Annotated in this window: 12 protein-coding genes; 5 read left to right on the top strand and 7 right to left on the bottom strand. The window is 35.8% G+C overall.

Annotation, left to right across the window (positions count from 1 at the left end; translation table 11 throughout):
• Positions 1-81: 81 nt before the first annotated feature.
• Positions 82-573 carry a DUF29 family protein gene (locus tag HGD76_RS19085; RefSeq protein WP_041457586.1) on the bottom strand — a complete coding sequence of 164 codons (492 nt, stop codon included), beginning with the start codon at positions 571-573 and terminating at the stop codon, positions 82-84.
• 181 nt (positions 574-754) lie between these two features.
• Positions 755-4,051 (bottom strand): Eco57I restriction-modification methylase domain-containing protein, encoded by a 3,297-nt coding sequence (locus tag HGD76_RS19080; protein WP_168696702.1) that lies wholly within the window; start codon positions 4,049-4,051, stop codon positions 755-757.
• A gap of 277 nt (positions 4,052-4,328) precedes the next feature.
• Between HGD76_RS19080 and HGD76_RS19075 the strand changes: the two genes are divergently transcribed.
• From HGD76_RS19075 to HGD76_RS19065, 3 genes are all read left to right on the top strand, one after another.
• A complete protein-coding gene (locus tag HGD76_RS19075) occupies positions 4,329-4,892 on the top strand; it encodes a Uma2 family endonuclease (RefSeq protein WP_168696701.1) in 564 nt (187 codons plus the stop codon).
• A 61-nt stretch (positions 4,893-4,953) separates the two neighbouring features.
• On the top strand, positions 4,954-6,189 hold the full coding sequence (locus HGD76_RS19070) for a class I SAM-dependent methyltransferase (protein WP_168696700.1): 1,236 nt from the start codon (positions 4,954-4,956) through the stop codon (positions 6,187-6,189).
• 391 nt (positions 6,190-6,580) lie between these two features.
• Entirely contained in the window at positions 6,581-7,459 is an 879-nt protein-coding gene (locus HGD76_RS19065; RefSeq protein ID WP_168696699.1) for an NAD(P)-dependent oxidoreductase, read from the top strand.
• Positions 7,460-7,506: 47 nt separating this feature from the next.
• Here the strand turns inward: HGD76_RS19065 and HGD76_RS19060 are convergent, their stop codons facing one another.
• Positions 7,507-8,034 carry a single-stranded DNA-binding protein gene (locus tag HGD76_RS19060; protein ID WP_168651664.1) on the bottom strand — a complete coding sequence of 176 codons (528 nt, stop codon included), beginning with the start codon at positions 8,032-8,034 and terminating at the stop codon, positions 7,507-7,509.
• A 223-nt stretch (positions 8,035-8,257) separates the two neighbouring features.
• Between HGD76_RS19060 and HGD76_RS19055 the strand changes: the two genes are divergently transcribed.
• Both HGD76_RS19055 and HGD76_RS19050 read left to right on the top strand, forming a co-directional pair.
• Positions 8,258-8,470 carry a DUF6932 family protein gene (locus tag HGD76_RS19055; protein WP_407644789.1) on the top strand — a complete coding sequence of 71 codons (213 nt, stop codon included), beginning with the start codon at positions 8,258-8,260 and terminating at the stop codon, positions 8,468-8,470.
• 148 nt (positions 8,471-8,618) lie between these two features.
• Entirely contained in the window at positions 8,619-9,056 is a 438-nt protein-coding gene (locus HGD76_RS19050) for a helix-turn-helix transcriptional regulator (RefSeq protein ID WP_168696698.1), read from the top strand.
• A gap of 7 nt (positions 9,057-9,063) precedes the next feature.
• Here HGD76_RS19050 and HGD76_RS19045 read toward each other — a convergent pair whose 3' ends face one another.
• The 4 genes from HGD76_RS19045 to HGD76_RS19030 are packed head-to-tail and all read right to left on the bottom strand — an operon-like array spanning position 9,064 to position 12,995.
• A complete protein-coding gene (locus HGD76_RS19045; protein WP_168696697.1) occupies positions 9,064-9,813 on the bottom strand; it encodes a DevA family ABC transporter ATP-binding protein in 750 nt (249 codons plus the stop codon).
• A gap of 38 nt (positions 9,814-9,851) precedes the next feature.
• The gene (devC, locus tag HGD76_RS19040) at positions 9,852-11,033 is read right to left on the bottom strand and encodes an ABC transporter permease DevC (RefSeq protein WP_168696696.1); all 1,182 of its coding nucleotides are present in this window, start codon (positions 11,031-11,033) and stop codon (positions 9,852-9,854) included.
• A 31-nt stretch (positions 11,034-11,064) separates the two neighbouring features.
• Complete coding sequence (locus tag HGD76_RS19035; RefSeq protein WP_168697502.1) at positions 11,065-12,354, bottom strand: ABC exporter membrane fusion protein; 1,290 nt, start codon at positions 12,352-12,354, stop codon at positions 11,065-11,067.
• 47 nt (positions 12,355-12,401) lie between these two features.
• Positions 12,402-12,995: a TetR/AcrR family transcriptional regulator gene (locus HGD76_RS19030; RefSeq protein ID WP_168696695.1), complete on the bottom strand. Its 594-nt coding sequence runs from the start codon at positions 12,993-12,995 to the stop codon at positions 12,402-12,404.
• Between the last annotated feature and the right edge of the window lie 243 nt (positions 12,996-13,238).

The raw sequence follows: 13,238 nt of genomic DNA, 5'->3' as shown, positions 1-13,238 counted from the left end.
TATTTTTTATATCCGTTAATTCATCCGCGTTCATCTGCGTTTATCTGCGTTCAATTATTCTTAATATCTTATTCTTCGCACCTACTTACAATCATTCAGATAATCATCCATAATAGCTGGTAACTCCTTTGCTGAACAAGTATAAGTTAGGGATAAAAATGTAATAGCTTTCGTAATTATTTCTTTTCTATCTAGAATTTCTGATAATTGAGAACGAGTGTATTTACCATTCATTGTTTCTAGACTAGCATCAGCGATCGCATCTTCAATTACTTCTTCCTCAATTAAATTTTCCCATTCATCTTCATTCACATAATAGGATCTTTTATTTTCTTTAAGATTAATTTTTTGAATTTCCCTAATTGAATTACGAATAGAAGCCATCCAAGAATTTGTTAATCGCTGTTCTATTTTATTTTTAATCAAGTGAATCAGTAAAATCTTTAAATACGATTCTATATTTCGCAATATTGCTTGTTTACTCATTCCTTCTAATTCATCTACAATTGCTAAAGCATCTGTATAATTTCCTTGTAAAATGCTGTTTCTGAGGTCTATTAATTCTTGAGTCATTTTCATTAACCTCCAGTATAATTTACATATTGATAATAACACATATTTTCCTGAAAAAGCACATTCAGGTAACTTTAAATTTAATGCTTAAATCTCTATGCAATAAGAGTTTTAATATAAAACTCGTTCAGAAATCAAATGGGATTCCTGTATTTTTATAATTGTCAAAATCAGGATATCTTTATTCTAACAATTGCGGCATTCTTGGTGGTGCTGTTTTCCACATTAAATCAATTTCTTCCGGTGTGAGTTGATACGCTTGATTAATTAAATCAGAAAGACGCTGTTCTAATTTTAAAGCTTCGTTTTTCCGGCTGTTAATTTCGGGAACATAATCATTATGTGCTTTACGCAAAACTGTAAAAGCAGATATATCTAGAGGAGGTATAATTTTTTTTGCAGTTGTTTTCCTTACCATTCTTTTTCTCACTTCTTCTACAAAGTCTGGAAATTCCAAAGTAGCAAAATCTTCTAATTTATTGCCCAGTTTCTCAATTTTGTATTCTATTTGCAACCAGTCAAGAACATCTTTATAAACTTGTCCGTTGAGTTTGGTAATTTCAATTAACCGGGTGACAATTGCTTCTACTTCTGCGCGGATTTTTTCTGTGGGTTGTGCAATCGGAATATTTTCTGTATAAATGTTTTTCAGACGTAATACTTCATCTTTACCATGAATTGTATTTCTCCACAACCATGACCACATAAGAGGTGAATTGAGAACAGCAAGCAACCATAAATCAGAACAAGGTAAAGCAAAACAAGTCATGTCTATGAATACATTTTGTTTATCTAAACAAAATCGTGAATGAAAAGCTAAATCCTGCCAAATAATTTTAGGTTCTTCAAAAAGATGATAAGATGATGGTGATGCTTGTAATTGCCACCATGACTGTTTACCTGCTCTAGCCTCTAACTTATTTCTATAAATTTCTAAATGTTCTTTAATCACAGGATATTGTTCTATATCTATATCTTTGTGAGCAAAAATTATCCAAACTTTATCCCATTCAGGAATCCATCTTTTAATATCTTGACCTCTCAATAATGGCTTGATGATTTCCGCGCATTTTGGGTCAGCTTGAACTAATTTATTCTTAGTAGCATCATCTATGAAAAAAGCCTCATTAAAACCTGTTTTTATTCCACATATCGGTTTAACTCCAGCAAACTCCTTTAACGGAACTCCTACCCGTTGAATTTTCCGCATTAAATCATCAACCGCAGGAGGTTCTAAACTCCAAGCATTAGCAGTAAACCGCGACCAAGGAATAGTAAAACTGTTTTCTGGATTCTGCACATATTGAATGAGGTTAATATTTTTCAACTCCCCACGGGGAACAGCACAAATTAAAACCGATTTTTCCTCATTCTCTGTATTTGAAACTTCAGATTTCCTCGCAGCGATAATACAAGGAAAAGTATCAGCGTCTTCAAAAATTGGTGCGTGTCCAAAATCAATAATTTGTTCAAAGACACTTTCTTGAGAAAAGAACCGTCGCAAAGGTTCACCATAACCAGAACGTAACCATTTATTAGTGACAATATAAGAAATAATTCCTGCTGGTTTGAGCAGATTTAAACCCTTTTCATAGAAATAAATATAAATATCTGCAACTCCGTCATAAGTTTGATAATTTTCCTGTAAATAAGGTTTAAATGGTGATAATAACTCCTGACGAATATAAGGAGGATTTCCAATAACCACATCAAAACCACCTTCAGCAAATATCTGGGGAAATTCATTTTCCCAATTAAATGGTAAATCTGTGATTTTTGCATCATTAATGATGGAATTACCGATTTTAATATTATCGTCCAAATAAGTTAAAGTTTTTCCCTGAGTTGCAGTTTTTAACCACAAAGATAACTTAGTAATTTCTACCGACTCTGGAGATAAATCAACCCCAAATAAATTATTACTGAGAATAGTTTTATCTAATTCCATATTTTCTGTAGTTTGATGTTTCAGAAATTGCAAATTATCATTAACTCGTTGATACTGACTTGCAAAATAATCAAAAGCTGCAATTAGAAACGCACCAGAACCACAAGCAGGATCAATAACTCGCGTTTTTACTAATACTTCGTCTCTGTAACTTTGCCAAAATTCAATTTCCCGTTTTTGATTTTCTGCTGTATCTGTAAATTCCCCTAATTTAAACTTTTCTCTTAATTCATCTTCACGGTTTTGTAAATATCCACCAATTGCAACTTCGACAATATATTGCGTAATATAAGCGGGAGTATAAAATACGCCTAACTTTTTCCGTTTACCTTGTTTTCTATCAAATTCCTGTTTAGCAACATCAGCTTTTAATTCTTCTAAATCTGTAATTGACTGCTCAAAAATTCGTCCTAAAATATCTACAGAAACTTCTGAATCAAAATCAAAGCGTGTTAGTTTTTTAAGTTTAGTACATAAAGGATCGGGAATATCTAATTGTGCATCTAAAATTGGATCATATTGAAATAAACCACCATTATAACCGGGTATTGGTGGATCTTCATTACCTTGGTCAACCCAACGAAAAACGGCTTTATAATTTTCCCAAATTCGTCGCGGATTATAAGCATCTTTGCTATCATGAGCTTTAGCAATTGTCTTTTCTGGCAATAATCCTCTATACTCACAAAAAGCAATAAATAAAATTCTGTCTAATGTTTTTTGTGCTTTCTCAATTAATACTTGATCACGGTTAGGAATATTCAACTTACTACCAAAACGAAACCGGAAATCTTTAACTATATTTAATCTAACTTGTTTATATTCTTCATAAAGTTTTTTAGTAATGTCCTCTTGTGCTTCCTCAGAAGTTACTAACAAAGTATCAATTTTAGATACATCTTTAATTGGTAAAAAGTTTTCCCGACAAAGCAAAAAATAAAATCTTTTAAATTCCTCTAAATTTGCCAAATCAACTAATAAAAACTTTTCATAATAAGCCGGAGTTTTATTGGTATGATATAATCGTAATTCTCGATAATTAGAAATAATAATCCAATGACAATCAGGTGTATAATTAGCATAGCGCCAACCCTGATCAACGGCGGATTCTTTTCTTCCTGGTGCGGGTCTATCTAAATCATCTTTTGTCCCTTTTAACTCAATTGGTGCAACAACTTTACCCTGTAATTTTACCTTTCCTTTGTTATTTTCTGTAGCGGTAAAAAAGCCCACAGCAGCATCAGCAGAACCCCCACCGTCAGCAATAGTTTGTTCTGCGTGAATTTCCCAAAGTTTGCCACCACCTGCAATAATGGAAGAATAACCTAAAACATCTTGAAAGATATCTTTGAGAAAATCACCATGCAAAGAAACTTCTTTTACTTGATTAAGAGTCCCTGAATTTAAAGCTTCAATCCATTTTTTAATAATTTTGTGCCGTTCTTCCAAATCTGACGGAAATTTAAAATTAACCAAGGCATTTTTTAACGTCTTTTTCTGAAATAAAGTTTTAGAAAATTGTTGATTCATAACTATAATTTATAAATGTAGATCATTTCATTTAGCTCCCCGACCTCTCAAATAAGTCGGGAATCTGGGTAACATATCAATTTAATGATATCATACAAGAGTAAAAAAGTTTCTAGTACATCACAAAAATCTTTACATCTAAAAAACCTTAACGCAAACCAACATCCTATACATCCTTAAATCCTGTACTTCGACTTCGCTCAGTAACCGGATATCCTGATTCTGACAATAATTAAAAAATGGTACAATATTAATAATCCACAAACCCGAAATGGTAATGCTTCAAACTCCTATCAAAACCTTAACCCTTGATGAATTTCTCAAATTGCCAGAAACCAAACCAGCAAGGGAATTTATTAACGGTGAAATCATTCAAAAACCCATGCCTCAAGGAAAACATAGCACAGTTCAAAGCGATTTTGTTTCTGCGGCTAATACGGTTCTCAAACCCCAGCGTATAGCCCGTGCATACTCTGAATTACGCTGTACCTTTGGCGGTAGATCCATTGTACCTGATATTGCCATCTTCACTTGGGAACGCATTCCCCGCGATGAAAATGGTGAAGTTTCTAATACTTTTGCTATCCCTCCTGACTGGACAATTGAAATACTTTCTCCTGAACAAAGTCAAACTAAAGTTGTGCGGAATATCCTCCATTGTCTTAGTCATGGTACTCAAATGGGTTGGCTAATTGACCCCGCAGAAAAATTAGTTTTTGTCTATTTTAATGATCAACGTATTCTATTATTTGAACTAGAAACAGATAGCTTACCTGTTCCATCTTTTGCAGAATCATTTAATCTTACAGTAGGTCAACTTTTCGGTTGGCTAAATGAATAAATATTCGACATATTCTTTTATTTGAGTTACAAGCATTAGTTAACAATCAACTACAAATTTTATGGATTCTCATTCCCCGTTATGTCAAATAATAGCCCATCGGATTATCACCAGTCCTCAAAAAAGAATTACCTTTGCAGAATACATGGATATGGTGTTATATCACCCAGAATATGGTTATTATTCTAGTGATGCTATCAAAATCGGATTTCGCGGTAGTGATTTTTTCACATCTGCCAGTTTAGGCGCTGACTTTGGGGAATTACTAGCAAAGCAATTTTATCAAATGTGGGAGATTCTAGATAAACCTATCCATTTTGATTTAGTAGAAATGGGGGCAGGACAAGGTATATTAGCATCCCATATTCTCAATTATATACAGCAAGAGTACCCAGATTTTTTTGCAGCAGTCAAATATATTATTGTTGAAAAATCACAAAGTTTAAAACAAGAACAACAACAACGGTTACAAGATTTTGCTGTAGATTGGTGTAACTTGGAAGAAATTCCCTCCAAATCTATTAACGGCTGCTTCTTTTCCAATGAATTAGTAGATGCTTTTCCAGTCCACCAATTTACTTTAGCAGCAGGAGAATTGCGGGAAATTTATGTCACGATTGGGCAACAATCGGAGGAAGAAAATTCTGCTTTACCTTTCGACTCCGCTCAAGGTAAACCTCTATTTATGGAAATAATAGGAGAACCATCAACACCACAATTAGGAGAATATTTTAAGTTAGTGGAAATTGATTTAAGCCAAAATACTTATGAAAATGGCTATCGTAGTGAAATTAATTTAGCAGCTTTGAATTGGTTGGGTATAGTGGCAGACCGCTTGGAACGCGGGTATGTGCTAACAATTGATTATGGCTACCCTGCTCATCGTTATTATAACCCCAGGCGATCGCAGGGAACTCTCCAGTGCTACTACCAGCATCGTCATCATGATAATCCTTATATCAATATTGGGCAACAAGATATCACTGCCCATGTTGACTTTACAGCCTTATCATCTTGGGGTGAACGGTGCGGACTCAAAAACATGGGTTGGACTCAGCAAGGGCTATTTTTGATGGCATTGGGAATAGGTGAAAGGTTTAGCTTGAGCGAAGTCGAAAGGTTAGCTGCACTCTCCTCTCAACAGCAACCAATATCACAGTTGCTACAACGCCGAGAAGGATTACACCAACTAATTAACCCGGGGGGATTAGGCAACTTTGGCGTTTTAGTCCAAAGCCAGGGACTAACTGAACAAGAAGCATCACAACCACTCCAGGGATTAGTCGTACCAGAGTAGAGATCAAAGAGAAAGGTTAAAAATCTCTTTAACAATCCTGTATTAGTCCTGATTGCACTAGCATAACAGAGATGACATTTAAGTCAAAAATCTACCCAAGAGAAATAATTATGAATGCTCATGATCTGTTAGTGCTAGTAACTCTACTTTCCCCCGGACTCTTACTTTCCGTCATCATTATGGTGACTTTTGCCGCTGGAGGCTAGTACCACTTCGCGGAAGTCAAAAGTTAAAAGTCATAAAAGTCATAAGAGGAAAGAGAAAGAAAAAGGAAGAGGAAACGGAAAGAACTTTTTTTATTTATTCTTTCACTTTTCTTTCTCCTGACTCCTGACTCCTGACTCCTGACTTCTTCTACTAACAACTGACCACTGACAAAGGAACGTAAAACATGAAGGTGGCATTTCTGGGAACTGGATTGATGGGACTACCGATGGCTCAAAGGTTATTAGCTACCGATATAGAACTAATTGCCTATAATCGCACCCCAGAAAAATTAGAACCGTTACGGAAAGCAGGGGCGCAAATTGTGACGAAACCCCGCGAAGCCATCCGTGCTGCTGACTGTATCGTGCTAATGCTTTCTAACGCCGCAGCTATTTATCATGTACTTCTGACAGATACTTCTTGGCATACTTTATCAGGACGCAGCATCATTCAAATGGGGACAATTAATCCCTTAGAAAGCCAAGAAATCAGAGATACAGTAGTTGCGGCTGGTGGTGAATATATAGAAGCACCTGTCCTCGGTAGTATTCCCGAAGCTAAAACTGGCAAATTAATTGTCATGGTAGGTGGAGAAGAGGAACAATATCAGCGTCATTTAAAGTTACTCCAACATTTTGGCGAAAATCCTGTATATATAGGCGCTGTGGGTTCGGCATCAAACCTCACCCTGGCGCTCAATCAACTGATTGCTTCTCTCACAACTAGCTTTGCTCTGAGTTTGGCATATATCCAGTTGCAAGGCATTGATGTTGATTTGTTTATGCAGGTTCTGCGCGAAAGTAAACTTTATGCGCCTACTTTTGATCAAAATTTGCGGCGGATGTTAGATGGCAATTATACTAACGCTAACTTACCGACAAAACAACTGATCAAAGAAATAGATTTATTTATCTCGGAAGCAAAATCCTTGGGTTTGAATCTCAACAGCATTGAGGGTGTAAGGCAAATCTTACACGCAACTATGAAAATGTCCTATCCAGAAGATGATTATTCATCCGTATTTCCAGCAATTCGGGAATGGGGTGAAGTCAGTGGAGGTTGAAAAAGAATGTAGAGACATTCCATGGAACGTCTCTACAAGGATTATGACTAAAACGGGATGTCATCTGGATCGGGTTCTGGCGTAACTCCTACAGGGGATGGAGACTGCACAGGGGCGGGTTGGTATGTCGGTTGAGAGGGCGCTACCTGGGGCATTGGGGCTGATGTCGGATAGTTTGATTCATAATTAGTCTGGCTGTAGGTTGGTGGCGCTACAGGGGTTTCATAGGCTGGTGTGGTTCTCGTGGCTGCTGGTGGTGAACTGGTATAAGTACCTTGTCCGATGGCGTGAATCCTTTGGACTGTTAATTCTGCGCGTTTTTCCTTAAATCCTTCGGGGCGATCAATTGTATTCATGCCTAAGCGCCCTTCAATAATAACGCGATCGCCCTGATGATAACTTTGGTGAATCTCTTTGGCTAAATTTCCCCAACCTACGACTTTTAAAGGATGCGTTGGATCTTCTGGTTTTGCTCCCGCGACATGAACGATCATTTCTGTAACTTCTAACCCATCTGGTGTGTGACGCAGTTGGGGATTATCGTAAATTTCTGCCATCAAAATACAACTGTTCATCAATTTCTCCTGATTTTTAATACTTTTTCTCGCGGTGAATTTCACCTCATGAGAAAAGTCAAGCATAATTAGTTAGGGCAATCATCACACGGATCATTGTTTTTCTATATTACACCTGACTAGAACGAGCATTATGTTTTGTCTGTGTAGAACAATTGTACTATATTCCGGTCTGGACTGTGATTTATATGATTAATATGATTTATGTGATTGATAGTTCTGTTTGTTACAGGTATCGCAATTAGACTTTAAACTCTTGAAAGAACTCGACCCTATTTTGCATCCTAGTAGCAGAAGGTCGGCACAAAAAAATAAATATCGCTGCGAGTTTTCGATTGCTAACAACACTTTTGAAGATCCATTTACTACTTGTTTAGAATTTTTCCAGCAAGACCGTAATGGTAATATCAAAGGTATAGTAGCAGTTGATCTGTAAGGATAGGGTGCAAAATACTTTTTGCTGCTTTTGATTATTAAAATTCAAAATTAGCAATATAAAACAGTAAGATAAATTGGCATTATCTAATTAATTTTTATTATTAGGTAATGCCATTCTTGAACAAATGAGTTATGGGTTAAACATTATGATTTTCAATGAATGGCAGTACAGTATTACTAAAGCACAGATGAAGAAATTTGAGTTAGCAATGACTCAATATGCTAGTAAACCAGTTCCAGAAGATGAAAACCAAAAACTACGCCATGAGGCTCGTATTGATTCACTAAAAAGCCAAATTGAAGAGTTTATTGAAGAGATAGAAGAATACGAAAACCTCAAAAATAATCAAGGTAAAATTGAGCGATTGAAATATGATAGTTTAGAAAAATTACCAGAAGCACTCATCAAAGCGCGGATTATTCGCGGACACACTCAAGAGAGTTTTGCCAAACTTTTAGGAGTTAAACCTCAACAGGTGCAACGTGATGAAGCAAATGGATATGCTAGTGCTAGTTTGACAAAACTTTTAAAAATTCAACACACTCTCAATTTAGAAATTCGGGAGGAAATTATTCTTAAATAAATAAGTGTCAATTTATTTTAACTCCTATTTCTACACCATCACTTTTCAATTGTCCATCTTCCATGTAAATAATCCGATCAGCTATATCGAGAATGCGGTTATCATGGGTGACTAATAAAATGGTACAGTTTTGTTCTTTTGCTAACATTTGCATTAATTCCACCACATCACGTCCCGATTGTTTATCTAATGAAGCTGTCGGTTCATCTGCTAAGACTATTTTTGGATGACTGACTAAAGCGCGGGCTATAGCTACCCGTTGTTTTTGTCCACCGGATAAATTCTCTGGATAGGAATTAATATGTTGTGCTAAACCAACGTGTTCTAACATCGCTGTAGCTGTAGCATTAATATCACCATTGAGATGATTTTCATGTAACTCCAAAGACATCCGCACATTTTCTTTGGCTGTTAAAAAACTCATCAAATTATGTGCTTGAAAAATATAACCAATTTGGCGACGCAATTTAGTTAATTGCCCTTTTTTTGCACCGGACATTTCCTGTCCTAATATTTGTAAACTGCCATTTTGGGCAGAACGTAAACCGCCCATTAATGATAATAGGGTAGTTTTGCCCGAACCAGATGGACCAGTCATAATGACAACTTCTCCTGTCTTAATCTCTAAATTAATATCAAATAAGACTTGTTTTTGCAGCGTCCCTTTCCCAAAATAATGATTGAGATTACTAACAGAAATAACTGTTTCTGAACTAGAAATAACTTCAGAAGGAATAGTTGTAACTTCCAATGACATAGTTCCTTACCTTTGCGTGAGATATAAAAATTGTTAGGTTAAAAAATATCCGCCGGATCAGCAGAACGGAGTTTTCGCATCGCTATTGCGCCAGAAACAGTACACATAATTACTGTTAAGAAAAAAACATTAATTGCCCGATCTACCTTCATATATATTGGTAAAAGAGTTGCGGCAAATGTAACTTGATATAACCCAAAAGATAGGAAAAATGCAGGTAAATAACCCAATGCAGCTAAAAACAATGCTTCTTGTAATAAAACTCGCAATAGATAATTATCAGTGTAACCCATTGCTTTGAGAGTAGCGTATTCTGGTAAATGATCAGAAACATCAGAGTAAAGGATTTGATAAACAATGACAATCCCCACAATGAAACCGACTATCACACCCAAGCCAAAAATAAAACCAATACCTGTACTATTAGCCCAATAAGTTCTTTCTTTTTGAGCAAATGTTTCTGGAGTACCAACTTCAACAAAGGGTTTTTGAGGATCTGGATTTAATCCTATTTGCAGTTGTTCTCTAACTTTTTCAATATCAGCGCCGGGTTGAAGAGTAATTAACCCAACTTCAATTTGATCAGGTTTACGAGTAGGAAATAATTGCAAAAAAGTAGAATCACTCATGACAACATTACCATCAGCGGCAAAAGAAGTACCATTTTGAAATACACCCTTGACACTGACATTTTTGCCGCTCAATCCGGCGTTAAACTTGCCAGTTTCTCGGAAAATCTTGCCAATCTCTCCATATTCTGGACGACTAGCTTCATCAAAGAGAACTTGATTCAATTGTTTAAGATAATCTTTCTTGGCTTGAAGTTCAGGAAACTTTAAACCAGGTGCAGTTGGATCTACACCCCAAACTAAAATAGCCCGATCCAGTTTTGTTTCAGGGTTACGCCATTGTCCCGTACCAATGTAAATAGAACTAACTGATTTTACCCCGTTGTAACTCAATGCTTGATAAAGTCTTTCTCTAGAAAAACTTTTAGCTGAAAATAGGGCTTGAAATTGAGGATTAATTAATATTAAATCTGCTTGTAAATTCCGATGAGGTTTAACAGCAGAATCAAATAATGCAGTTTCAAAACCCATCTGAATAAATATTAGTATATCAGCAAAGGCAATTCCCGATACTGCAATTATTAGCCGCGTTTTTTCCTTCATTAATTGTCGCCAAGCCAGGGGTGTTTTCCGAAACATTTTATTAATCATGAGTTTTTTATGCACCTTGACGGGAAATAAATTACAATTTAATTGCTGTTTGTACTTGCAAATTGGTTAAGCCGGAAACTTTTTTGCTATCTTCAGGATTGAGGCGAATTTTTACTTCGATAATGCGACTGTCTAAATTTTCTCCTGGTTGATCACTAAAAACATTTTGGCGTTTGACTTGTAAACCAATTTGTTGGACTACACCTTTTAATTCTCCTGTAAATCCTTGACTGGTAATTATGGCTTTTTGTCCTAATTTTATCTTACTAATATCAGTTTGATAAACTTCTGCTACTACCATCATTGTGTTAGTTTGGGCAAAGTCAGAAATCCCTTGATCACCAATTTTTTCACCGACTTTAGTATGAATTTTGAGAATTTGCCCGTTTATGGGAGCGCGAATATAAGCTGCTTCTAATTCAGTTTCTGCTTTTTTAAGATTAGCGATCGCACTTTCAATTTCTGTTTGTGCTAACTGTACATCTACGGGACGAACTTCAGCAATACTATTGAGTTTACCTTGAGATTCATTAATTTGTTTATTACTAGTAGCATTAATACGATTGAGAGCAACTTTAGCTTCTGCTAATTGTTTATTGGCTGTAGTATTAATGCGGTTGAGAATAGCTTGAGATTCACTTAATGTCTGTTTAGCAGTTTCTACATTTAACCGTTTGCTATCAATTACAGAATTAGAAATTGCCCCTTCAGCAAATAACTGTTGATAGCGTTGATATTCTGATTCGGCATTTTTGAGTTCTGCTGTTAATTTATTAATAGTTGCTATTTGAGCAATTCTATCACCTTCCCATTGGGCTGATATCCGAGCAATATTTTCCTGTTGGGATTGTTTATCTCCTGCATATTGTGCCTTAATTCTCTCCACAATTGCTGACTGTTCTTGAATTTCTCCTGATTTAGCCCCAGCTTTAATTTGTGCAAGTTTAGCTTGAGCAACTTTCACTTGTTTCGTGCTTTGAATAACAGAATTTTTTAATAGATCACGGGATTGTAAAATAGCAATTACTTGTCCGGTTTTAACATTATCACCTTCTTTAACTAATACTTCAGAAATGCGATCGCCATCTAATGCTAAAGGTGCAGATAACTTAATCACTTCTGTGGCTGGTTCTAGTCTTCCTAAAGCGGTCACTATTTGCGGAATAGGGACAATTGGTTTTGATTCTGTGACAGAAGTTTTACCCATTTGTCCGAAATTAGAAATCCCATAAATAGCAATTCCTCCTGTTATCGCAGTGGCCGCAATTATTAAAGCAATTAACCCTTGATTTTTAGGTTTAAACAACAGTTTATAACTCATCATAACTCCCAAAGTGATAAAACAAATTTCTCTACATTTATTGACGCTTAACTACTAACTTTAAAGTCGGTTTTTTGTCGTAAATAGGCTACAATCATCTCTCCTAAAAGCTGACACTGTTCAGAGAAATCAATGTTTTCATTTCCCCATAATTTTTCGAGAACCACACCATTCACAAAACTCAAAACAAAAGATGCTAATACTACATCTGGAACACCTAATAAATCACAGGCTACTTGCTGACATCGTTGATTAGCCCGTTTAAAAACAGTGCTATTACTCAACATTATTTTTGAGTCTTGATGTTGACAAAAATCAACCCATAGATAAGTCCATTTAATTAAATAATCCTCATTTTTAACAAGATATTGACCCAACGCTGCCATCAATTCTAATAAGTTATTTTTGCCTCCAAATTCTGTTAAAGCTGTAATGATGTCCTGCTGACAAATTTCTTCCACCAATTGCTCAAACAAAGCTTGTTTGTTGGGAAAATAATGATATAGCGTACCTGTGGAAACCTTTAAACTCGCAGAAATCTGCCGCATAGTAATCGCTGCATAGCCTTTTTCAGCAAACAAATCAAAACATTTATTGAGTAATTCTTTACGGTATTGTTCATGATTAACAATTTTCGGCATAACAGCTATCGTCTCTATATCGAACGCTCGTTATATTAAATAATATAATAAACCTAAAGTCTTTGTCAAGATATCTTTACAAATTCAGATATCCTAATTCAATAGGATTTACGCATTGACAAGCTCAACCATGAGGTATGGGTTTCGGGCATTTTAACGTGATTTTGTGATGCTTTTTTGAGAAAACTGCTTGCAGCAGCACTTCGCTATCACTGGTCACCTCGAAATGTTGCTATCATTGGA

The organism is Dolichospermum flos-aquae CCAP 1403/13F (assembly GCF_012516395.1).
GTDB lineage: Bacteria > Cyanobacteriota > Cyanobacteriia > Cyanobacteriales > Nostocaceae > Dolichospermum > Dolichospermum lemmermannii.
This window is presented reverse-complemented; position numbering and strand designations above follow the sequence as displayed.

Excerpts from the sequence above, each read along its gene's own strand:
- HGD76_RS19085 (WP_041457586.1), bottom strand. The coding sequence starts at position 573 with ATGACTCAAGAATTAATAGACCTCAGAAACAGCATTTTACAAGGAAAT.
- HGD76_RS19045 (WP_168696697.1), bottom strand. The coding sequence starts at position 9,813 with ATGTCATTGGAAGTTACAACTATTCCTTCTGAAGTTATTTCTAGTTCA.
- HGD76_RS19075 (WP_168696701.1), top strand. The coding sequence starts at position 4,329 with ATGCTTCAAACTCCTATCAAAACCTTAACCCTTGATGAATTTCTCAAA.
- HGD76_RS19050 (WP_168696698.1), top strand. The coding sequence starts at position 8,619 with ATGATTTTCAATGAATGGCAGTACAGTATTACTAAAGCACAGATGAAG.
- devC (WP_168696696.1), bottom strand. The coding sequence starts at position 11,033 with ATGATTAATAAAATGTTTCGGAAAACACCCCTGGCTTGGCGACAATTA.
- HGD76_RS19035 (WP_168697502.1), bottom strand. The coding sequence starts at position 12,354 with ATGAGTTATAAACTGTTGTTTAAACCTAAAAATCAAGGGTTAATTGCT.
- HGD76_RS19065 (WP_168696699.1), top strand. The coding sequence starts at position 6,581 with ATGAAGGTGGCATTTCTGGGAACTGGATTGATGGGACTACCGATGGCT.
- HGD76_RS19070 (WP_168696700.1), top strand. The coding sequence starts at position 4,954 with ATGGATTCTCATTCCCCGTTATGTCAAATAATAGCCCATCGGATTATC.
- HGD76_RS19080 (WP_168696702.1), bottom strand. The coding sequence starts at position 4,051 with ATGAATCAACAATTTTCTAAAACTTTATTTCAGAAAAAGACGTTAAAA.
- HGD76_RS19030 (WP_168696695.1), bottom strand. The coding sequence starts at position 12,995 with ATGCCGAAAATTGTTAATCATGAACAATACCGTAAAGAATTACTCAAT.
- HGD76_RS19060 (WP_168651664.1), bottom strand. The coding sequence starts at position 8,034 with ATGAACAGTTGTATTTTGATGGCAGAAATTTACGATAATCCCCAACTG.